General features: G+C 46.5%; 15 protein-coding genes and 2 tRNA genes. 13 read left to right on the top strand and 4 right to left on the bottom strand.

The window, feature by feature from the left end:
- The first annotated feature begins 105 nt into the window (after nucleotides 1-105).
- Both B5F25_RS07185 and B5F25_RS07180 read left to right on the top strand, forming a co-directional pair.
- A complete protein-coding gene (locus B5F25_RS07185; RefSeq protein WP_022038933.1) occupies nucleotides 106-2547 on the top strand; it encodes a glycoside hydrolase family 95 protein in 2442 nt (813 codons plus the stop codon).
- 25 nt (nucleotides 2548-2572) lie between these two features.
- Entirely contained in the window at nucleotides 2573-2773 is a 201-nt protein-coding gene (locus B5F25_RS07180; RefSeq protein ID WP_162614371.1) for a hypothetical protein, read from the top strand.
- A 133-nt stretch (nucleotides 2774-2906) separates the two neighbouring features.
- Here B5F25_RS07180 and B5F25_RS07175 read toward each other — a convergent pair whose 3' ends face one another.
- From B5F25_RS07175 to B5F25_RS07165, 3 genes are all read right to left on the bottom strand, one after another.
- Nucleotides 2907-3710, bottom strand: a complete 804-nt coding sequence (locus tag B5F25_RS07175; RefSeq protein ID WP_162614370.1) for a helix-turn-helix domain-containing protein — start codon at nucleotides 3708-3710, stop codon at nucleotides 2907-2909.
- A 39-nt stretch (nucleotides 3711-3749) separates the two neighbouring features.
- Nucleotides 3750-5018, bottom strand: coding sequence for an ATP-binding protein (locus B5F25_RS07170; RefSeq protein WP_087248590.1), 1269 nt, complete (start codon nucleotides 5016-5018; stop codon nucleotides 3750-3752).
- 99 nt (nucleotides 5019-5117) lie between these two features.
- A complete protein-coding gene (locus tag B5F25_RS07165) occupies nucleotides 5118-5339 on the bottom strand; it encodes a hypothetical protein (RefSeq protein WP_087248588.1) in 222 nt (73 codons plus the stop codon).
- On the opposite strand from B5F25_RS07165, the gene B5F25_RS07160 reads away from it, so the two are divergent.
- Both B5F25_RS07160 and B5F25_RS07155 read left to right on the top strand, forming a co-directional pair.
- The gene (locus tag B5F25_RS07160; RefSeq protein WP_140406882.1) at nucleotides 5333-6637 is read left to right on the top strand and encodes a hypothetical protein; all 1305 of its coding nucleotides are present in this window, start codon (nucleotides 5333-5335) and stop codon (nucleotides 6635-6637) included. The two genes, B5F25_RS07165 and B5F25_RS07160, sit on opposite strands and share 7 nt — an antisense overlap.
- Before the next feature lie 259 nt (nucleotides 6638-6896).
- The gene (locus tag B5F25_RS07155) at nucleotides 6897-8765 is read left to right on the top strand and encodes a glycoside hydrolase family 97 protein (protein ID WP_087248585.1); all 1869 of its coding nucleotides are present in this window, start codon (nucleotides 6897-6899) and stop codon (nucleotides 8763-8765) included.
- A 25-nt stretch (nucleotides 8766-8790) separates the two neighbouring features.
- On the opposite strand, the gene recO is transcribed toward B5F25_RS07155, so the two are convergent.
- A complete protein-coding gene (gene recO, locus B5F25_RS07150) occupies nucleotides 8791-9513 on the bottom strand; it encodes a DNA repair protein RecO (RefSeq protein WP_087248583.1) in 723 nt (240 codons plus the stop codon).
- Nucleotides 9514-9704: 191 nt separating this feature from the next.
- Between recO and B5F25_RS07145 the strand changes: the two genes are divergently transcribed.
- From B5F25_RS07145 to B5F25_RS07105, 9 genes are all read left to right on the top strand, one after another.
- A tRNA-Glu gene (locus B5F25_RS07145) sits at nucleotides 9705-9776 on the top strand.
- Between the two features lie 43 nt (nucleotides 9777-9819).
- Complete coding sequence (gene rpsT / locus B5F25_RS07140) at nucleotides 9820-10074, top strand: 30S ribosomal protein S20 (protein WP_022039305.1); 255 nt, start codon at nucleotides 9820-9822, stop codon at nucleotides 10072-10074.
- A gap of 186 nt (nucleotides 10075-10260) precedes the next feature.
- Nucleotides 10261-10344, top strand: a tRNA-Leu gene (locus B5F25_RS07135).
- A 243-nt stretch (nucleotides 10345-10587) separates the two neighbouring features.
- Nucleotides 10588-11490: a hypothetical protein gene (locus tag B5F25_RS07130; RefSeq protein ID WP_087248581.1), complete on the top strand. Its 903-nt coding sequence runs from the start codon at nucleotides 10588-10590 to the stop codon at nucleotides 11488-11490.
- Between the two features lie 239 nt (nucleotides 11491-11729).
- The gene (locus B5F25_RS07125; protein ID WP_087248579.1) at nucleotides 11730-12017 is read left to right on the top strand and encodes a helix-turn-helix domain-containing protein; all 288 of its coding nucleotides are present in this window, start codon (nucleotides 11730-11732) and stop codon (nucleotides 12015-12017) included.
- 5 nt (nucleotides 12018-12022) lie between these two features.
- Nucleotides 12023-13099, top strand: coding sequence for an AAA family ATPase (locus B5F25_RS07120; protein ID WP_087248577.1), 1077 nt, complete (start codon nucleotides 12023-12025; stop codon nucleotides 13097-13099).
- 160 nt (nucleotides 13100-13259) lie between these two features.
- Nucleotides 13260-14225: a toprim domain-containing protein gene (locus tag B5F25_RS07115; RefSeq protein WP_087248575.1), complete on the top strand. Its 966-nt coding sequence runs from the start codon at nucleotides 13260-13262 to the stop codon at nucleotides 14223-14225.
- A gap of 145 nt (nucleotides 14226-14370) precedes the next feature.
- A complete protein-coding gene (locus tag B5F25_RS07110; protein ID WP_087248573.1) occupies nucleotides 14371-14754 on the top strand; it encodes a MobC family plasmid mobilization relaxosome protein in 384 nt (127 codons plus the stop codon).
- Entirely contained in the window at nucleotides 14720-15640 is a 921-nt protein-coding gene (locus B5F25_RS07105) for a relaxase/mobilization nuclease domain-containing protein (RefSeq protein WP_087248571.1), read from the top strand. The genes B5F25_RS07110 and B5F25_RS07105 overlap by 35 nt, the downstream gene beginning before the upstream one ends.
- The last annotated feature ends 1 nt before the right edge of the window (nucleotide 15641 follow it).

Raw genomic sequence — 15641 nt, 5'->3', positions numbered from 1 at the left:
AGTCAGGAGTTATACCATGCACAAATTAATGCCGCGTGAAGTATAACTCCTGAACAAAGTGATAACAGTTAACAGCCGCTGTGTTCAACCAATAAAACATGAAACATGAAAACACGGAAATTGATTTTAGCAATTGTATTTTCGGGACTGACGGCAATAGCCGGCTATGCCGAAGACTTGAAATTGTGGTACAGCCGTCCGGCTACGGAATGGACGGATGCCCTGCCTATCGGAAACTCACGGATGGGAGCGATGGTATATGGCGGTACGGAACGGGAAGAACTGCAACTGAACGAAGAAACGTTTTGGGCAGGAGGACCACACGATAATAACAATTCCCTTGCCCGTTACGTGCTCCCTACGGTGCGCCAACTGATATTCGAAGGAAAGACTTGGGAAGCACAACGGTTGTGCGATGCCAATTTCTTTTCGGGAAAGAACGGCATGAGTTATCTCACCTTGGGAAGCCTTTTCCTTGATTTTACCGGACACAAGGACGCGACAAACTATTACCGCGACTTGAACATCGCCAACGCCACAGCCACTACCCGTTATGAAGTGGACGGAGTGACTTATACCCGAACGGCTTTCGCTTCGTTTACCGATAGCGTCATTGTGATGCGTGTGCAGGCAGACCGGAAAGGCGCTTTGGCTTTCCGGCTTGCTTACGAGAACCCGTTACAGCATGAAGTGAAAGCCGAAGGCAATAAGCTGTCGGTGGTTTGTTACGGCAAAGACCAGGAAGGAGTAAAGGCAGCCCTGCGTGCCGAATGCAGGGTGCAAGTGATTACCAACGGCACCGTAAATTCTTCAGATAAAACTTTGGAAGTGGCAGATGCGGATGAAGCGGTGATTTATATCGCTGCGGCTACCAATTACGTGAACTATCACGATGTAAGCGGCGATGCGGCGACACGTGCAGAAAACCGCTTAGCCCAAGCTGTGAAAGTGCCCTATGAAAAAGCACTGGCTACCCACACCGCTTACTACCAAAGCCTGTTCAACCGGGTACAGCTGACGATTGGCGAACAGACAGACGAAGTTTCCCGGAAGGAAACCGATATACGTATCCGCGATTTCAACCAAGGCAAGGACCAGACTTTACCTGTACTGCTTTTCCAGTACGGACGCTACCTGCTGATTTCGTCTTCACAACCCGACGGGCAACCTGCCAACCTGCAAGGCATTTGGAACCGCAGCGTAAACGCACCGTGGGACAGCAAGTACACCATTAACATCAATACGGAAATGAACTATTGGCCTGCCGAGACTACTAATCTAAGCGAAATGCACCAACCGCTGTTCGCCATGCTGAAAGACTTGTCGGAAACGGGAGCGAAAACAGCACGCGAAATGTATGACTGCCGGGGATGGGTGGCACATCATAATACCGACTTGTGGCGCATTGCAGGTCCGGTAGACTTCGCCGCTGCAGGTATGTGGCCCAGTGGCGGATTCTGGCTAAGCCAGCATTTGTGGCAACATTACTTGTTTACGGGCGACCTGACGTTTTTGCGGGAATATTATCCGATATTGAAAGGCGCGGCATTGTTCTGTCTGGATTTCCTTGCCGAAAACCCGAATACCCGCGAATGGGTCATTGCCCCTTCAGTGTCACCCGAACACGGTCCGGTAACAGCAGGATGCACAATGGATAACCAGTTGGCATTCGATGTGCTTTCGAACGCACTACGCGCTTCCTTGGCTGTAGGCGACGAGACAAGTTTCCAAGACACGTTGCGGCAGACGATTGACCGCTTGCCACCGATGCGGATAGGCAAACACGGCCAACTGCAAGAGTGGACAGAAGATGCAGACAATCCGAAAGACGAGCACCGGCACATTTCGCACCTCTACGGACTGCATCCCAGCAACCAGGTATCGCCCTACAGCCACCCCGAACTGTTCCAGGCTGCACATACCACGTTAGAGCAACGGGGCGACAAGGCTACAGGCTGGAGCATCGGCTGGAAAATCAATTTTTGGGCGCGGATGCTTGACGGCAATCATGCATTCCGTCTGATTAGCAATATGCTGCAGCTCTTGCCGAGCGATGCCGAAGCAAGCCAATATCCCGAAGGGCGCACGTATCCCAACCTGTTCGACGCGCATCCGCCTTTCCAGATAGACGGAAACTTCGGCGCAACAGCAGGCATTGCCGAAATGTTGTTGCAAAGCCACGACGGAGCGGTACATCTGCTTCCGGCATTGCCCGATGTATGGAGCAAAGGTGAAGTGAAAGGCCTGGTTGCCCGCGGCGGCTTCGAAGTAACGATGAAGTGGGACAAAAGCAAATTGCGTGAAGCGGTCATTCTGTCGAAACTGGGCGGCACATTGCGTGTCCGTTCGTATGTGCCGCTGAAAGGCAAAGGCTTACACGAAGCCCAAGGTGAATGCCCGAACCCGTTGTATGCTCCCGCAGCCATCAAAACACCGCAGGTATCACCTGAATTAGGCACTCCTGCCAAACCTGCCCTCCGCAAAGTATACGAATACGACATCGATACGAAACCCGGAAAGCGTTACCGCCTGATAATGGATAACTGAGAAGCTGTTTTGAATTTATCGTGCGATGATTTGGGATGAGTTTTTGAGGCATTTTCGCTTGTGTGATGAGGAAGATAGCGGGCTATCTGACGAAGAACAGGGGCGAAAAGGACCAAAAAATCGCCCAAAGCACACACGAAAACGGATACATCAAGCCAAGAAAAACTTTTTGGAGAAATTCAAAACAGCTTCTGATAATGGCTCGAAAGGAGTTAGAAGGAGTTAATGCCAATAGCGCAGAAGTATTGGCTTCTATCTCCCTCTAACTTCTTGTCGGCTAAATCGGACATTCATTGATATAAAATTTGTGCCGGCGCGGGCCTTTCTGCGTCATCGGTGTTCCATCAGCATGAGTATGTTCAGGCTTCATCCGGATGTTTCGTACCAGTTCCGGTAACCTCCGTGTCTTCGGATGCTTTTTCTCCTGTTTCTGCGTACTCCGTCGGAGTCATCCCATATTGTCTTCTGAACATCGTCGAGAAATGGGTCTGACTGGAAAATCCTACAGCATAAGCCACTTGCGTAATCATAAGCCGCTTTTCCTTCAAAAGCCGTGCAGCCTGACGCAAACGGATATTACGGATAAAATCGCTTACCGCAAGACCAGTTATGTCTTTCATCCGGCGGTGCAATTGGGTACGGCTCATACCGACTTCCTTTGCTAACAATTCCACACTCAGCATGGGATTACCCAAATTCTGGTCAATGACTGTCATTACACGTTCCATCAATATCTCGTCCGTATTTTTCACCTTGAGCGGTTTCACCTTCCCTTCCTGCTCCTGGCTACCGGAATATTTCCCTTTCAGGCGGAGACGATTGCTTATCAGGTTGGCAATGAGCACATCCAGTTCATCCTGACTGAACGGTTTGTTCAGATATCCGTCCGCTCCTTGTTCCAGACCTTCCATACGGCTGGCCAATTCGGTTTTCGAAGTCAACAGCACAACCGGAATGTGGTTGGTGTTGGGATTCTTCTTCAGTTCCTTCAGCAACTGAAATCCGTCCATTTCCGGCATCATCACATCCGACACGACCACATCGGGCAACGTGGCAAGTGCTTTCTGCCATCCTTCCATGCCGTCGGCAGCCACATCTACCCGGTAATGAACCGACAGGCTTTCCTGCAAGAAATTCCGCAAAGCCTCATCATCGTCTATCACAAGCACACGGTAATGTGTCGGATTCCGCTTTCCTTTCTCCTAGACGGGGAAATAGGCAGGTTCCTCCACACGTCCATGTAAGGAAAGATGTTCTTCCGGCTTTCCATCTGCCATTTCTTCTTTTTTCAGATGCTTGTTTCCCAAAGGTAAACGCACCACAAACCTGCTTCCCTGCACATCTTTCCTGTTTTCTGCAAAAATGACACCATAATGAAGCTTTACCAATGCTTGACATAAATTCAGCCCAATGCCGAACCCTTGCCGGGCAGATACACGGCCGGATTCGCTTTGATAAAAGCGTTCGAATATCTTCTTCAGTTCTCTTTCATTCAAGCCTTTACCTGTATCCTCTACTGCTATCTCCAAATAATCGCGCAAAGGTCCTGCCGCATCCGGAGCACTGCCCGTCTTCACACTGACACAGACGGTTCCTTGCTGCGGAGTATATTTCAATGCATTCATCAAAAGGTTCACCAGCACTTTGTCGAAATTGTCCGGGTCTACCCATACCAAGGGCAAATCATCTGCAAACTCCACTTGCAGGGTAATGCCCTGCTGGCGTGCCTGCCCTGAAAAAGCATCCAACAGCTCATTCACAAAATGCCGTATGTCAATCTCCGCAAAATGCAACCGCATCTGCCCTTTGTCTATCCGCCGTACATCGAGTAACTGATTCAGCAGCCCCAATATGCGATTGGCATTGTAACGGATAAGCAGCAATGATTTATGCATTTCAGCATCACTGGCTTTTTTCAGCAAATCTTCTACCGGAGAAACAATCAATGTGAGCGGAGAACGTATCTCATGGGCAATGTTGATAAAAAAGCGCAGCTTCATTTCTCCCACTTCCTCGCGGCGTTTGCGCTGCACGGCAATATACCACAAACAACATGCACCTATTATAAATAAGGTATAGAGTATCCGGGCAAACGGACTAAAATACCAAGGGGGAGCTATATGCACCTTCATCGCCCTGACAGGCGAACAAAAACCATTTTCGCACGCCCGTAACAACAAAGTATAGTCACCTGGAGGCAAGTGATGATACTGTATACGACTCTCACCCGGCAACGTCCGGCTCCAGGTATCACCGAATTCTTCCAACCGATATTCATAAAAGATACTTTCCGCATTCCGGTAATCCATCATCGAAACCCAAAAAGCAAACGAGTTGTCAGAATAAGAAAGGTGAACACCTGTAGCCCTCACCAAATCTTCACTGACAACCGGATGCTTGCCTGAAAGGGTCTGCCGATTTACCAACCGGCCATTGACCTGCATCCCGGTAATGACCGGCGTACGTTCCATCCGCACTTTTCGGATACTATCCGGATGAAAACAAACAATTCCTTTCCCACTCCCGAAATAAATGCTTCCATCTGTAGCCTGTGTATAACGTCCTTCCAGCTATACGTTTCCTTGCCAATCATCTCCCGCATAATAATTGACAACCTCCTTCGTATGTCCATCAATGCGACTAATTCCCCGCATCGTACTGCACCACAAATCGCCGTGACCGTCTTTCACCAGTCCACAAATCACATCATCTAAAAGGCCTTGCCCGGTCATCATCACCGAATACTGGTTACGTGTAACGTCATAGCAAAGCAAACCGTTACGCGTTGCCATCCAGATACTCCCGTCTTCTCCCTGCCGACTGGCAAGATGCTTATTTCCAACTGGTGTATTATCCCACCGTAGCTTCTGCCGGAATAGCTAACATCTACACTGCCACTACACGCAACCATCTTTATGCAAAGCAGGGCAGACCTTTGGCCAACCTGTATGCGAAGCAAGCTGAAGAATTGTTCGAAAAAGACAAACGGCTGACATGTTATTACAATGATACACTGGCAAACGGCAAATGGAAAAACATGATGTCGGACATACACATCGGTTACACACAATGGTCCATGCCCAAACAAGCACTGCTTCCTTCCTCACAACAAGTCACCCTGCAAGACACCCCATCTTTAGGCATTTGCCCGGAAGGCTGCGAGGCTACCGACTATACGGACAAACTGGCATTGCCTCTATTTGACGCATTGCTTGACCAAACCTATTATATTGACCTCTTCAACCGAGGAAAAGGAAACATCAATTTCACGGCAACCCCGTCACAAACTTGGATAAAAGTCAGCCAACCCTCCGGGACGGTAAAAACCGAAACGCGCCTCCAAGTCAACATAGACTGGGCTGCCATCGGCAATGGAACACACGAAGCCTGCCTGACCATCAAGAGTGGAGAAACCAACTTTCCTATCGGTATCCGGGCCGTCAAAGGACAAGCACCAGACACAAAGGAAGCCTATTTCGGCAATTTGAGTAAAACCGAATTTTCCATTCCAGCATACCTATATAACAAAAACGTTCCCGGAAAAGATGCCGCATGGACTGAACTGCCCGACTTGGGAAGAGGATATGCCTGTATGGGTATCAGCCCTGTAACAGCTCCTAGTGCCCAGCCTGAGGAAGCCCCATACCTAGAATACCAGATACTACTGCCCGATACTGGAACCGTCTCGCTCTGCATCGGTATCTTACCCACACAAGACGTTTATCCCGAACGAGGCTTGCGTATCGCCGTAGCAATAGACGATGAAATACCGGAAGTGATAGATGCCCGCCAAGGATTCGTGGACACATTCGGCGAATACAATCCAGCCAACTTGGCTCAGTCGCCCAACCTGAAACCACTTCCCAAGCAAGACAAGACCATCAAGCTTACCGGTTCCAAGCAACTTCGCCGTAACGAAGTATTCGACAACCTGCGTATGCTAACCACAAAACTGCATGTAAAGAAAGCAGGTATGCATAGATTAAAACTATATATGATTGATCCGGAAATCGTACTCGAACAACTCGTCCTCTATCCCGACAACCGGTATCCAAGCTATTTTGGAGCACCTGCAGTACGACACCAATAACTCTCATCACAATGAGCCTGTCTTAAAATAAAAGACAGCTTTCATTTGTCATTCTGTCCCAGAGCGAAGGATCTCGAAAACATAAACTATTATATGAGAGCCCCTTCACTCTGAGACAGAATGACCTTACTTTTTCAACAGTCATTGTTTGAAACTATTTTGAATTTCTACATGATAAAATACACCTCTACCAATTGTCACCATCCGCTTTTTTCCGTATATTTGCCTATCCAAACTTATAAAACTGTTAAAACCACCTATGAAACACAAATTATTTGCCATATTCACAACGCTGTTATTTACTTTTACATTGCAAGCTACCGAAATCCATTCACCCAACGGACAAATCAGCGTGACCCTACACTGCCCGGAAAATAATGCAGCAGGCACAGCCTGCCTTTCTATCCGATACGGAGACCAATACATTTTCAACCAAATCCATTTGGGAATACAGACCAACCGACAAGACTTGTCCTCTAAGCTGCGCCTGCAATCGGCATCGGAAACAAGCCTTCACACCGATGATTATCAAATGATCACCGGCAAACGCCAGCACTGTATCAACCATGCCAATGAGCGGAGATTCATTCTGGTAAACGATAAAGAACAATGTCTGACACTTATTATACGGGCATACGATGACGGAATCGCTTTCCGCTACCAGCTGAAAACAGCCCCAAACGGAGAAATGATTACAAACGAATGTACTTCCTATGATCTGGCAACAGGCTCTCCACGCTGGATGCGTCCCCGCTCAGTAGACAACGAAGGCTTTTATCCTTTCAGCACCGAAGGTTGCAAATCCGGCGAATGGGGATATCCCGCCTTAATGGAACCACAGAAAGATGTATTCGCCCTGATAACCGAATCGGATTTACAGCGTATTCATTGTGGAACTTATCTGGTAAACGAAGGCACGGAACGTTATCGGGTGAAAATGGTAGAGGATGCATTATCTGTGACGGGCGAATGGCATTCAGCGTGGCATACACTTATCATCGGTACACTGGCCGACATTACCGAATCGACCTTGACAACCGATGTCGCTACACCCTGTCAGCTAAAGGATACCAGTTGGATAAAACCCGGTAATGCATCGTGGATTTACTGGGCACACAATCACGGGGCACGCAATTGCGCCTTGCTGAAGCAATACGTAGACTTGGCAGCTTCCATGCACTGGCCCTATACACTGATCGATGCCGAATGGGACCAAATGACGGGAGGTACCATCGAAGATGTCCTCGCTTATGCTCATTCGAAAGACATTCGCCCGATACTTTGGTATAACTCAACCACCAACTGGATTGAAGGAGCACCTACTCCACTCTACCGCCTCAACAAGGCAACCGACCGTGAAAAGGAATTTGCCTGGCTGGAAAAGCAAGGAGTGAAAGGCGTAAAAGTGGACTTCTTCCCAACCGACACCCAGCAAGCAATCAACTATTATTTCGACTTACTGGAGGACGCAGCACGCCACCACTTGCTCGTAAACCTGCACGGAGGTACACTACCGTGGGGCTGGCAACGTACCTATCCGCAACTGATTACCTTGGAATCCGTATATGGAGCTGAATGGTATAATAACAACGAACGACTCACCTCACGTGCAGCCTGCCACAACGCGACCTTGCCTTTTACACGCAACGTTATAGGCTCAATGGACTATACACCCGGCACATTTTCTGACTCGCAGCACCCACACATCACCAGTTACGGTCACGAGTTAGCTCTGCCCATCCTTTTCGAATCGGGCATCCAGCATATGCCTGATCGTCCTGAAACGTACCAAAGCCTGCCTGACGAGGTGAAACAGCTTTTATCAACTCTTCCTACAACGTGGGATGATACCAGACTGCTGAGCGGATATCCTGGAGAACACGCCGTTCTGGCACGCAAAAAAGGAAACACATGGTACATTGCCGGCATCAACGGAAAAGACACGCCGGCAATCCTCCGTTTTTCACTGCAACGCCTTTCATTGCCACAACAGACGGCTGTACTTTTCATCGGGGACGGAACAGATGAAAAATCATTCCGCATCGAAAAAAATCTTTCCATAGGAAAAGAGACAGAAGTTCCTTGTCTGGCACGAGGTGGATTCGTAATGCAAATAACCCTCCCCTAACTCTCCTCATCGGAAAAACGCCTGTTTAAAAAAGTTCCTGAAGTACCCGGAATGACTTCAATTCCGGGAAATCAGGAAGATGCAGGCGATAATATTCATGAATGATGTCGAGGCAACGATTGCGCTGGGTACGATTCATCCCAAACAAATACATCGTATCATAGTTCATACGCATCAAATTACAGATGCGCGAAGCCTCAGCAGGAACGACAAACATACCATGCGACGGTGGCTCCGTCACAAAACAGGCATTCAACAAATCAAAACAGCAACCTTCGGCATAATCTTCCATATTCGGATACAACCCCAGAAAACGAGACAAACGCATCAAAAAGACTAAGTGAAAATTAGCAAAACTTTTTTCACACGCATCAAGCCATTGTATCGAATAAACCAAATAAGAAAACAATGATGCACTGGCTCCCTCTTCTTTCAAAGCACGATAAAGAAACTCAGCCAGAAACAGCGCAATAGCAGACTTATAGGGATCGTAAGGCAAGGATTGGAAAACCATCCATGCCTTCGCCTCACGAATGGGATGTACACTGGCACGAGGACGCACCTCGGCTTCGAACTCTACCAACGACAAGGGCTGGAACAGCACCGACCTTACCATTGACTTGCGTGAACGTTGCGCCGGGAACAAGAAGGACATCCTCCCACCCTCACCTGTATAAATACAGGCAATATTTGAACGGTCATTATACTTCAGTGTATGTAACACTACTCCTTGATATTTCTGTAACATGGCTCTACAAATAAAACTAAAGAATCAAAATGTGACACTGATCTCACTTCCATTCACTGTTTTACACTTGCAAAGATATGACTTTTAAGGAGAAAGTATATTTTTTCTGCAGAAAGTTTTGCAGGAATAAAAAATCTTCCTACCTTTGCATCCGCAAATGAGGGATACTTTCCTCGAAAGCATCAAAGGATGGCCCGTTCGTCTATCGGTTAGGACGCAAGATTTTCATTCTTGAAAGGGGAGTTCGATTCTCCCACGGGCTACATAATAAACAGAATCACGAACAATATTTAAAGATTAGTCGAGATGGCAAATCACAAATCATCTATTAAAAGAATCAGACAAGCTGAAAAAAGAAGACTTCACAACAGATATTATGCTAAAACAATGCGTAACGCAGTGAAGAAACTTCGTATGACTACTGACAAGGCAGAAGCAGTAGCAATGTATCCTAAAGTACAAAAGATTTTGGATAAAGTAGCTCAACGCAACATTATCCATAAGAACAAAGCTGCTAACTTAAAGTCAAAACTGGCTGCTCATATTGCTAAATTGGCTTAAGTAATTGTTAGCACAAAAAGATAGCAAGGTTGAATCTTACCGATTCAGCCTTTTGTTATTTGTACTCAGATATTAAATAATAGAAGAGAGATGATGTTAAAAGTATTTTAGAATATTCCAAAACCCCTATAAATATTTGGAACTTTAATATATACTTCTTACCTTTGCACCGCAATTCAACGGAATGCCCAGATGGCGGAATCGGTAGACGCGCTGGTCTCAAACACCAGTGGAGTAAAATCCATCCCGGTTCGACCCCGGGTCTGGGTACGAATAAACCCTGATAATCGACTGATTATCAGGGTTTTCTATTTTTGAAAAGCGTACTAAATGTGTACTTTTTGACGAAAACAAAGAAAAGTGTACTTTCATAGTTTTGCAACCGAGATATTTATTGTTTATTAACTCTTTCTCTTAGCAAATCTTCCTATTTCCCTCTTTTTCTTTCCCTTTTCTGTGTTTGGACGGACTACTTTTTTATCTTTGCGAAATAACGATTAGACAATTACGGCTATGGAAGATTGTAGGGAGAAAAATTTCAGGGAGATACAGAAACTGTTGGACGGTTGTATTGCATACGAGTATGACAAGATGATTCGTGCCCTGACATTGAAACGTGAATATTTTACCAAAGAGCAGGTGAGGGAATATTTAAGGCAGGAAATATTTCGTGTAACCGAGAGCCTTGTTGCCATGCAGCAGAAGTACCGTGCGTTGCGGAATGTAAGAATGGATATGTATATTCCCGACTTCTTGTGGGAAAGTGCCTTCTTCGAGGATTTGACCCCGGTTGAAAGAAAAAAGTATATCAATTTTCCGTGTCCGTCCTTTGACATGGACGAATACCTGCGTGAACCAGTCTGCTATGATGAACAGCTTCCTTACTTTTCCGTTATCATTGATTTTGTGGTATCAACCAAGTTTTTGGACTATTTGCAAGAAAATGAAAAAGCCTTTTATCCTGTTGAAACTACTGAAGAATTAATGCAGTCCAAAGAAGAAGTTCAGATAGAGGAGAAGCTGAAAAAGATTGTAGGCAAATCCAGTCCGTTCCAATCCAAATTAAAATCCTCTGAACTCAAATTGTTAGCCGAATGTCTGAATGAATCCCGAATGTTTACTACTACCGTTAGCCCTAAAATACTCACGGACTTTTTCAACTGTAAATTGGACGGAGTATTGAAAGTCAATAATACCCGGTTGTTTGCCTACCTTATGATGCAGCTAAGCTGCCATAATTACATAGTTTATGAGTGGCAGTCCGTTGTTGCACACAACAAACTGGTATTGGGGAAGTTAAAAGGCGAACCGCTTACACGTACAGACCTGTCAAGTGCGACAGACCAAGCAAAAAGCATTTATCCGAAAGGATACGAAATCATAGACAAATACATCAAACAACTGAAAAAAGGTTGAGCATAGGTTGAACGCTCAAACAAAGGTCAATTAGACTTCATTTTCAAGTCCTTAACTTTGCTCCCGTTAACAAAACGATGCGGCATACAGATGTCGGCATGGGTCAAAACAAAAATGTTTCACGTAAGTTACCCGTAACTTGTGTATTGAAGTTTTGAATACTGCCGATTTTTGCTCCATCAAAAAGGAAACGAGGGTGCGCACCTTCATATTGTTTCACCAAAAAAGTTTCAAGCAATATGGAAAAGACTTTGGAAATGCGAGTGGAAGAACTCGAAAGAATGTTGTTCCTGACCAAGAACGTGCTAAGTTTTGACGAGGCAAGCACATTCTTGAATCTCTCAAAGAGTTACCTGTACAAGCTGACGGCGGGTAACCTTATACCCCATTACAAGCCACAGGGGAAAATGCTCTATTTCGAGAAATCGGAACTGGAAGCGTGGCTGCGTCAGAACCCTGTCAAGACGAAAGCGCAGATAGAGCAGGAAGCGCAGAAGTATATCCTTAACCGTCCCTTGAAGAAATAAAGGCTATGGAAGACAAGAAAACACCCATAACCGGGCAACAGTATGCCGTTATGGAAAAGGAGGACTTCGCAGCCATTTGGAGAACCATTCACCTGAAAGTTACGGACACTTACGAAGTGCCGCCCGAAATTCTTTGGGTGAACGGTTCTACAATCGGTACACTGGGAAATTTCAGTGCATCCACAGGCAAAGCCAAGAGCAAAAAGACATTCAATATCTCAGCCATCGTTGCGGCAGCGTTGAAGAATGACGAGGTATTGAAGTATTCGGCATACCTGCCACCGAACAAACGGAAAATCCTTTATGTGGACACCGAACAGAGCAAATATCACTGTCATAAGGTCATGAAGCGTATTTTACACCTTGCCGGACTGCCAACCGACAAGGACAGGGAGGATTTTATTTTCATCGTGCTAAGGGAACAGACTCCCGACAAGCGCAAGCAGATAATCGGCTATATGCTGGAGAATATGCCTGATGTAGGCTTGCTTGTCATTGACGGAATCCGTGATTTGATGTACGACATCAACAGCCCCAGCGAATCGACCGAGCTGATAAACCTTTTAATGCGCTGGTCAAGCGGATATAACCTGCATATCCATACCGTACTGCATCTGAACAAAGGGGACGATAACACGAGGGGGCATATCGGTACGGAACTGAACAACAAGGCTGAAACTGTTCTGCAAATTACTAAAAGCACGCAAGACGGTAACATAAGCGAGGTAAAGGCTATGCACATACGCGACCGGGAATTTGACCCGTTCGCATTTCGCATCAATGACAGCGCATTGCCCGAAGTCGTGGAGGGGTATGTGTTCCAGCAGCCCAAACAGGACAGGGGCTTTTCACTTACGGAACTTACGGAGAAACAGCACCGTGAAGCATTAGAAAATGGTTTCGGGAAACGTGTCGTACAAGGCTATCCCAATGTCATACAGGCATTGAAACAGGGCTATGCAAGCATAGGTTACGAGCGTGGGCGCAATGTCCTTGTGTCGCTTAACAAGTTCCTTGTAAACAAGCGTATGATTGTGAAAGAGGGAAAGGGCTATCGTTATAATCCCGACTTCCATTATTAAAAGTCGGTTTGGTTTAGTCCGTGTATATATAAGCGGAACGGAATTTCCGTTTTCCATGCCAGCTTCAAATCAAGTTTGGTATGGTACGGGTATATATATGACGGACTAAACAGGACTGACACACTTCTCAATTATCATTAACCATCCAAAAGAAAATGTTATGAACATCGAAGATGCAAAGAAAATATCCATCGTGGACTATCTGAACAGTTTGGGTTACTCGCCCGTCAAGCAGCAGGGTAACGGCTTATGGTACAAATCACCTCTAAGGGAGGAACACGAAGCATCCTTCAAGGTGAACACGGAACGTAACCTATGGTATGATTATGGAGCAGGTAAAGGCGGTAACATCATTGCACTGGCAAAGGAACTTTATTGTTCCGACAGTCTGCCGTACCTGTTAAACCGGATAGCGGAACAAGCACCGCATATCCTCCCGGTCAGTTTTTCTTTTCGCCAACGGAGAGCCGAACCGAGTTTCCAGCATTTGGAAGCCGGAAATTTGACCCACCCGGCATTGCTCCGCTACTTGCAGGGACGGGGTATTGATGTGGAACTGGCGAAAAGAGAATGCAGGGAACTCCGCTTCATCCACAACGGTAAGCCCTATTTTGCAATCGGCTTTCCGAATGTGGCAGGAGGTTACGAGGTGCGCAATTCCTTTTTCAAGGGATGTATCGCTCCAAAGGATATTACTTACATACGGCAGCAGGGAGAACCGAGAGAAAAATGTCTAGTATTCGAGGGGTTTATGGACTACTTGTCTTTCCTTACGCTCCGCATGAAGAACTGTCCGACCATGCCCGACCTTGACAAGCAGGACTATGTAATTCTTAATTCTACCGCCAATGCATCGAAAGCCATTGACGTGTTGAGCCAGTACGAGCGCATCCATTGTATGCTTGACAACGACACGGCAGGATTTCGGGCAACAAAGGCTATTGAAGCGGAATTTTCCTACCGTGCCCGTGATTTCTCACACAATTACAGAGGGTATGCCGACCTGAACGACTACCTGTGCGGCAGGAAGCCGGAGTATAAAAGCAAAGCCAGCCAAGTGCAGGAAACAAAGCAGAAAACCGGACAGCGTGCCACCCCAAAGCAAAAGAAAGGCAGGGGCATTTAGTCTGCCAAGTACACCATCGACAGACGGTTTCATAGGGAGAGCAAGGTTATGTTTCGGTAGACCGAAACCACCTTGCTTTGCTCACCGCAAAGAAAATTTCTCCCGTTGGTCGCAATTTTTAAGACATCATCTAAAACGAAAAAGTATGACAGAGATAAAGGATAAGCCGGGCGGTCGCCCGGTAAAAAAGACACTGGAAAGACAGAACAGGGTAGTCAGTACGAAGCTGACAAAACTGCAATACTACGCAGTCAAAAGGCGAGCCGGAGAAGCCGGAGTAAAGGTCAGCGAATATGTCCGGCAGGCTATTATTACGGCAGAGATCGTTCCACGTTTGAACAGGCAGGATGCGGACACCATCCGCAAGCTGGCAGGAGAAGCCAACAACATCAACCAGTTGGCACACCGGGCAAATGCCGGAGGATTTGCGCTTGTGGCAGTAGAGTTGGTAAAACTCAAAAACGGGATTGTCGAAATCATAAACCAGTTGTCCGATGATTGGAAAAATAAAAAAAGGAAGCGGCTTTAAAGGCTGTGTAAACTATGTGCTGGGCAAGAAACAGGCGGCTTTGCTTCATGCGGACGGAGTACTGACGGAAAACCGAAGTAATATAATCCGCAGTTTCTGTACGCAGGCAGAAATGAATCCCGGTTTGAAGAAGCCGGTCGGACACATCGCATTAAGTTATTCCACCGTGGATGCACCCAAGCTGACGGATGTAAAAATGGTACAGCTTGCGCAGGAGTATATGCGTGAAATGAAAATCACCGATACGCAATATATCATCGTGCGCCATCAGGACAGGGAACACCCTCATGTGCATATCGTGTTCAACCGCATAGACAACAACGGCAAGACCATATCAGACAGGAACGATATGTACCGTAACGAACAGGTGTGCAAGAAGCTGAAAGCCAAACATGGGCTTTACTTTGCCAAAGGGAAAGAACAGGTGAAGCAACACCGATTGAAGGAGCCGGACAAGTCGAAATACGAGATTTACACAGCTGTGAAGAATGAAATCGGAAAATCCCGGAACTGGCAACAGTTGCAGGAGCGTTTAGCGGAAAAGGACATCACAATCCAGTTTAAGCATAAGGGAAAGAGTGATGAGATACAGGGCATATCCTTTACCAAAGGAGAATATACGTTCAAGGGTTCAGAGATAGACCGCAGTTTCAGTTTCTCCAAATTGGACGGACTTTTCGGAGATTCGGGGCTGGTAACCGTCACTGAACATAACGTGCAATGGGTTGATACACCAGTCCGGGGACAGGCTCTGGCACAGGAAAGCAGCAGAGTATCGTTGTTTTCAGGTTGTGTCGGCTTGTTTTCTTCGAATCCGGCAGATGAAGACCCTTATAATCCTTACTTAAAAAAGAAGAAGAAAAAGAAAAGACAACTTAAATTGTAAA

Source organism: Bacteroides sp. An19, from assembly GCF_002160215.1.
In the GTDB taxonomy this organism is placed as follows: domain Bacteria; phylum Bacteroidota; class Bacteroidia; order Bacteroidales; family Bacteroidaceae; genus Phocaeicola; species Phocaeicola intestinalis.
The sequence above is the reverse complement of the archived record's forward strand: the minus strand, read 5'-3'. Positions and strand labels throughout refer to the sequence as shown.

Excerpts from the sequence above, each read along its gene's own strand:
- B5F25_RS07120 (WP_087248577.1), top strand. The coding sequence starts at position 12,023 with ATGGAAGACAAGAAAACACCCATAACCGGGCAACAGTATGCCGTTATG.
- B5F25_RS07115 (WP_087248575.1), top strand. The coding sequence starts at position 13,260 with ATGAACATCGAAGATGCAAAGAAAATATCCATCGTGGACTATCTGAAC.
- rpsT (WP_022039305.1), top strand. The coding sequence starts at position 9,820 with ATGGCAAATCACAAATCATCTATTAAAAGAATCAGACAAGCTGAAAAA.
- B5F25_RS07105 (WP_087248571.1), top strand. The coding sequence starts at position 14,720 with ATGATTGGAAAAATAAAAAAAGGAAGCGGCTTTAAAGGCTGTGTAAAC.
- B5F25_RS07170 (WP_087248590.1), bottom strand. The coding sequence starts at position 5,018 with ATGGAACGTACGCCGGTCATTACCGGGATGCAGGTCAATGGCCGGTTG.
- B5F25_RS07130 (WP_087248581.1), top strand. The coding sequence starts at position 10,588 with ATGGAAGATTGTAGGGAGAAAAATTTCAGGGAGATACAGAAACTGTTG.
- B5F25_RS07110 (WP_087248573.1), top strand. The coding sequence starts at position 14,371 with ATGACAGAGATAAAGGATAAGCCGGGCGGTCGCCCGGTAAAAAAGACA.
- B5F25_RS07180 (WP_162614371.1), top strand. The coding sequence starts at position 2,573 with ATGATTTGGGATGAGTTTTTGAGGCATTTTCGCTTGTGTGATGAGGAA.
- B5F25_RS07125 (WP_087248579.1), top strand. The coding sequence starts at position 11,730 with ATGGAAAAGACTTTGGAAATGCGAGTGGAAGAACTCGAAAGAATGTTG.
- B5F25_RS07155 (WP_087248585.1), top strand. The coding sequence starts at position 6,897 with ATGAAACACAAATTATTTGCCATATTCACAACGCTGTTATTTACTTTT.
- B5F25_RS07165 (WP_087248588.1), bottom strand. The coding sequence starts at position 5,339 with ATGGCAACGCGTAACGGTTTGCTTTGCTATGACGTTACACGTAACCAG.
- recO (WP_087248583.1), bottom strand. The coding sequence starts at position 9,513 with ATGTTACAGAAATATCAAGGAGTAGTGTTACATACACTGAAGTATAAT.
- B5F25_RS07185 (WP_022038933.1), top strand. The coding sequence starts at position 106 with ATGAAAACACGGAAATTGATTTTAGCAATTGTATTTTCGGGACTGACG.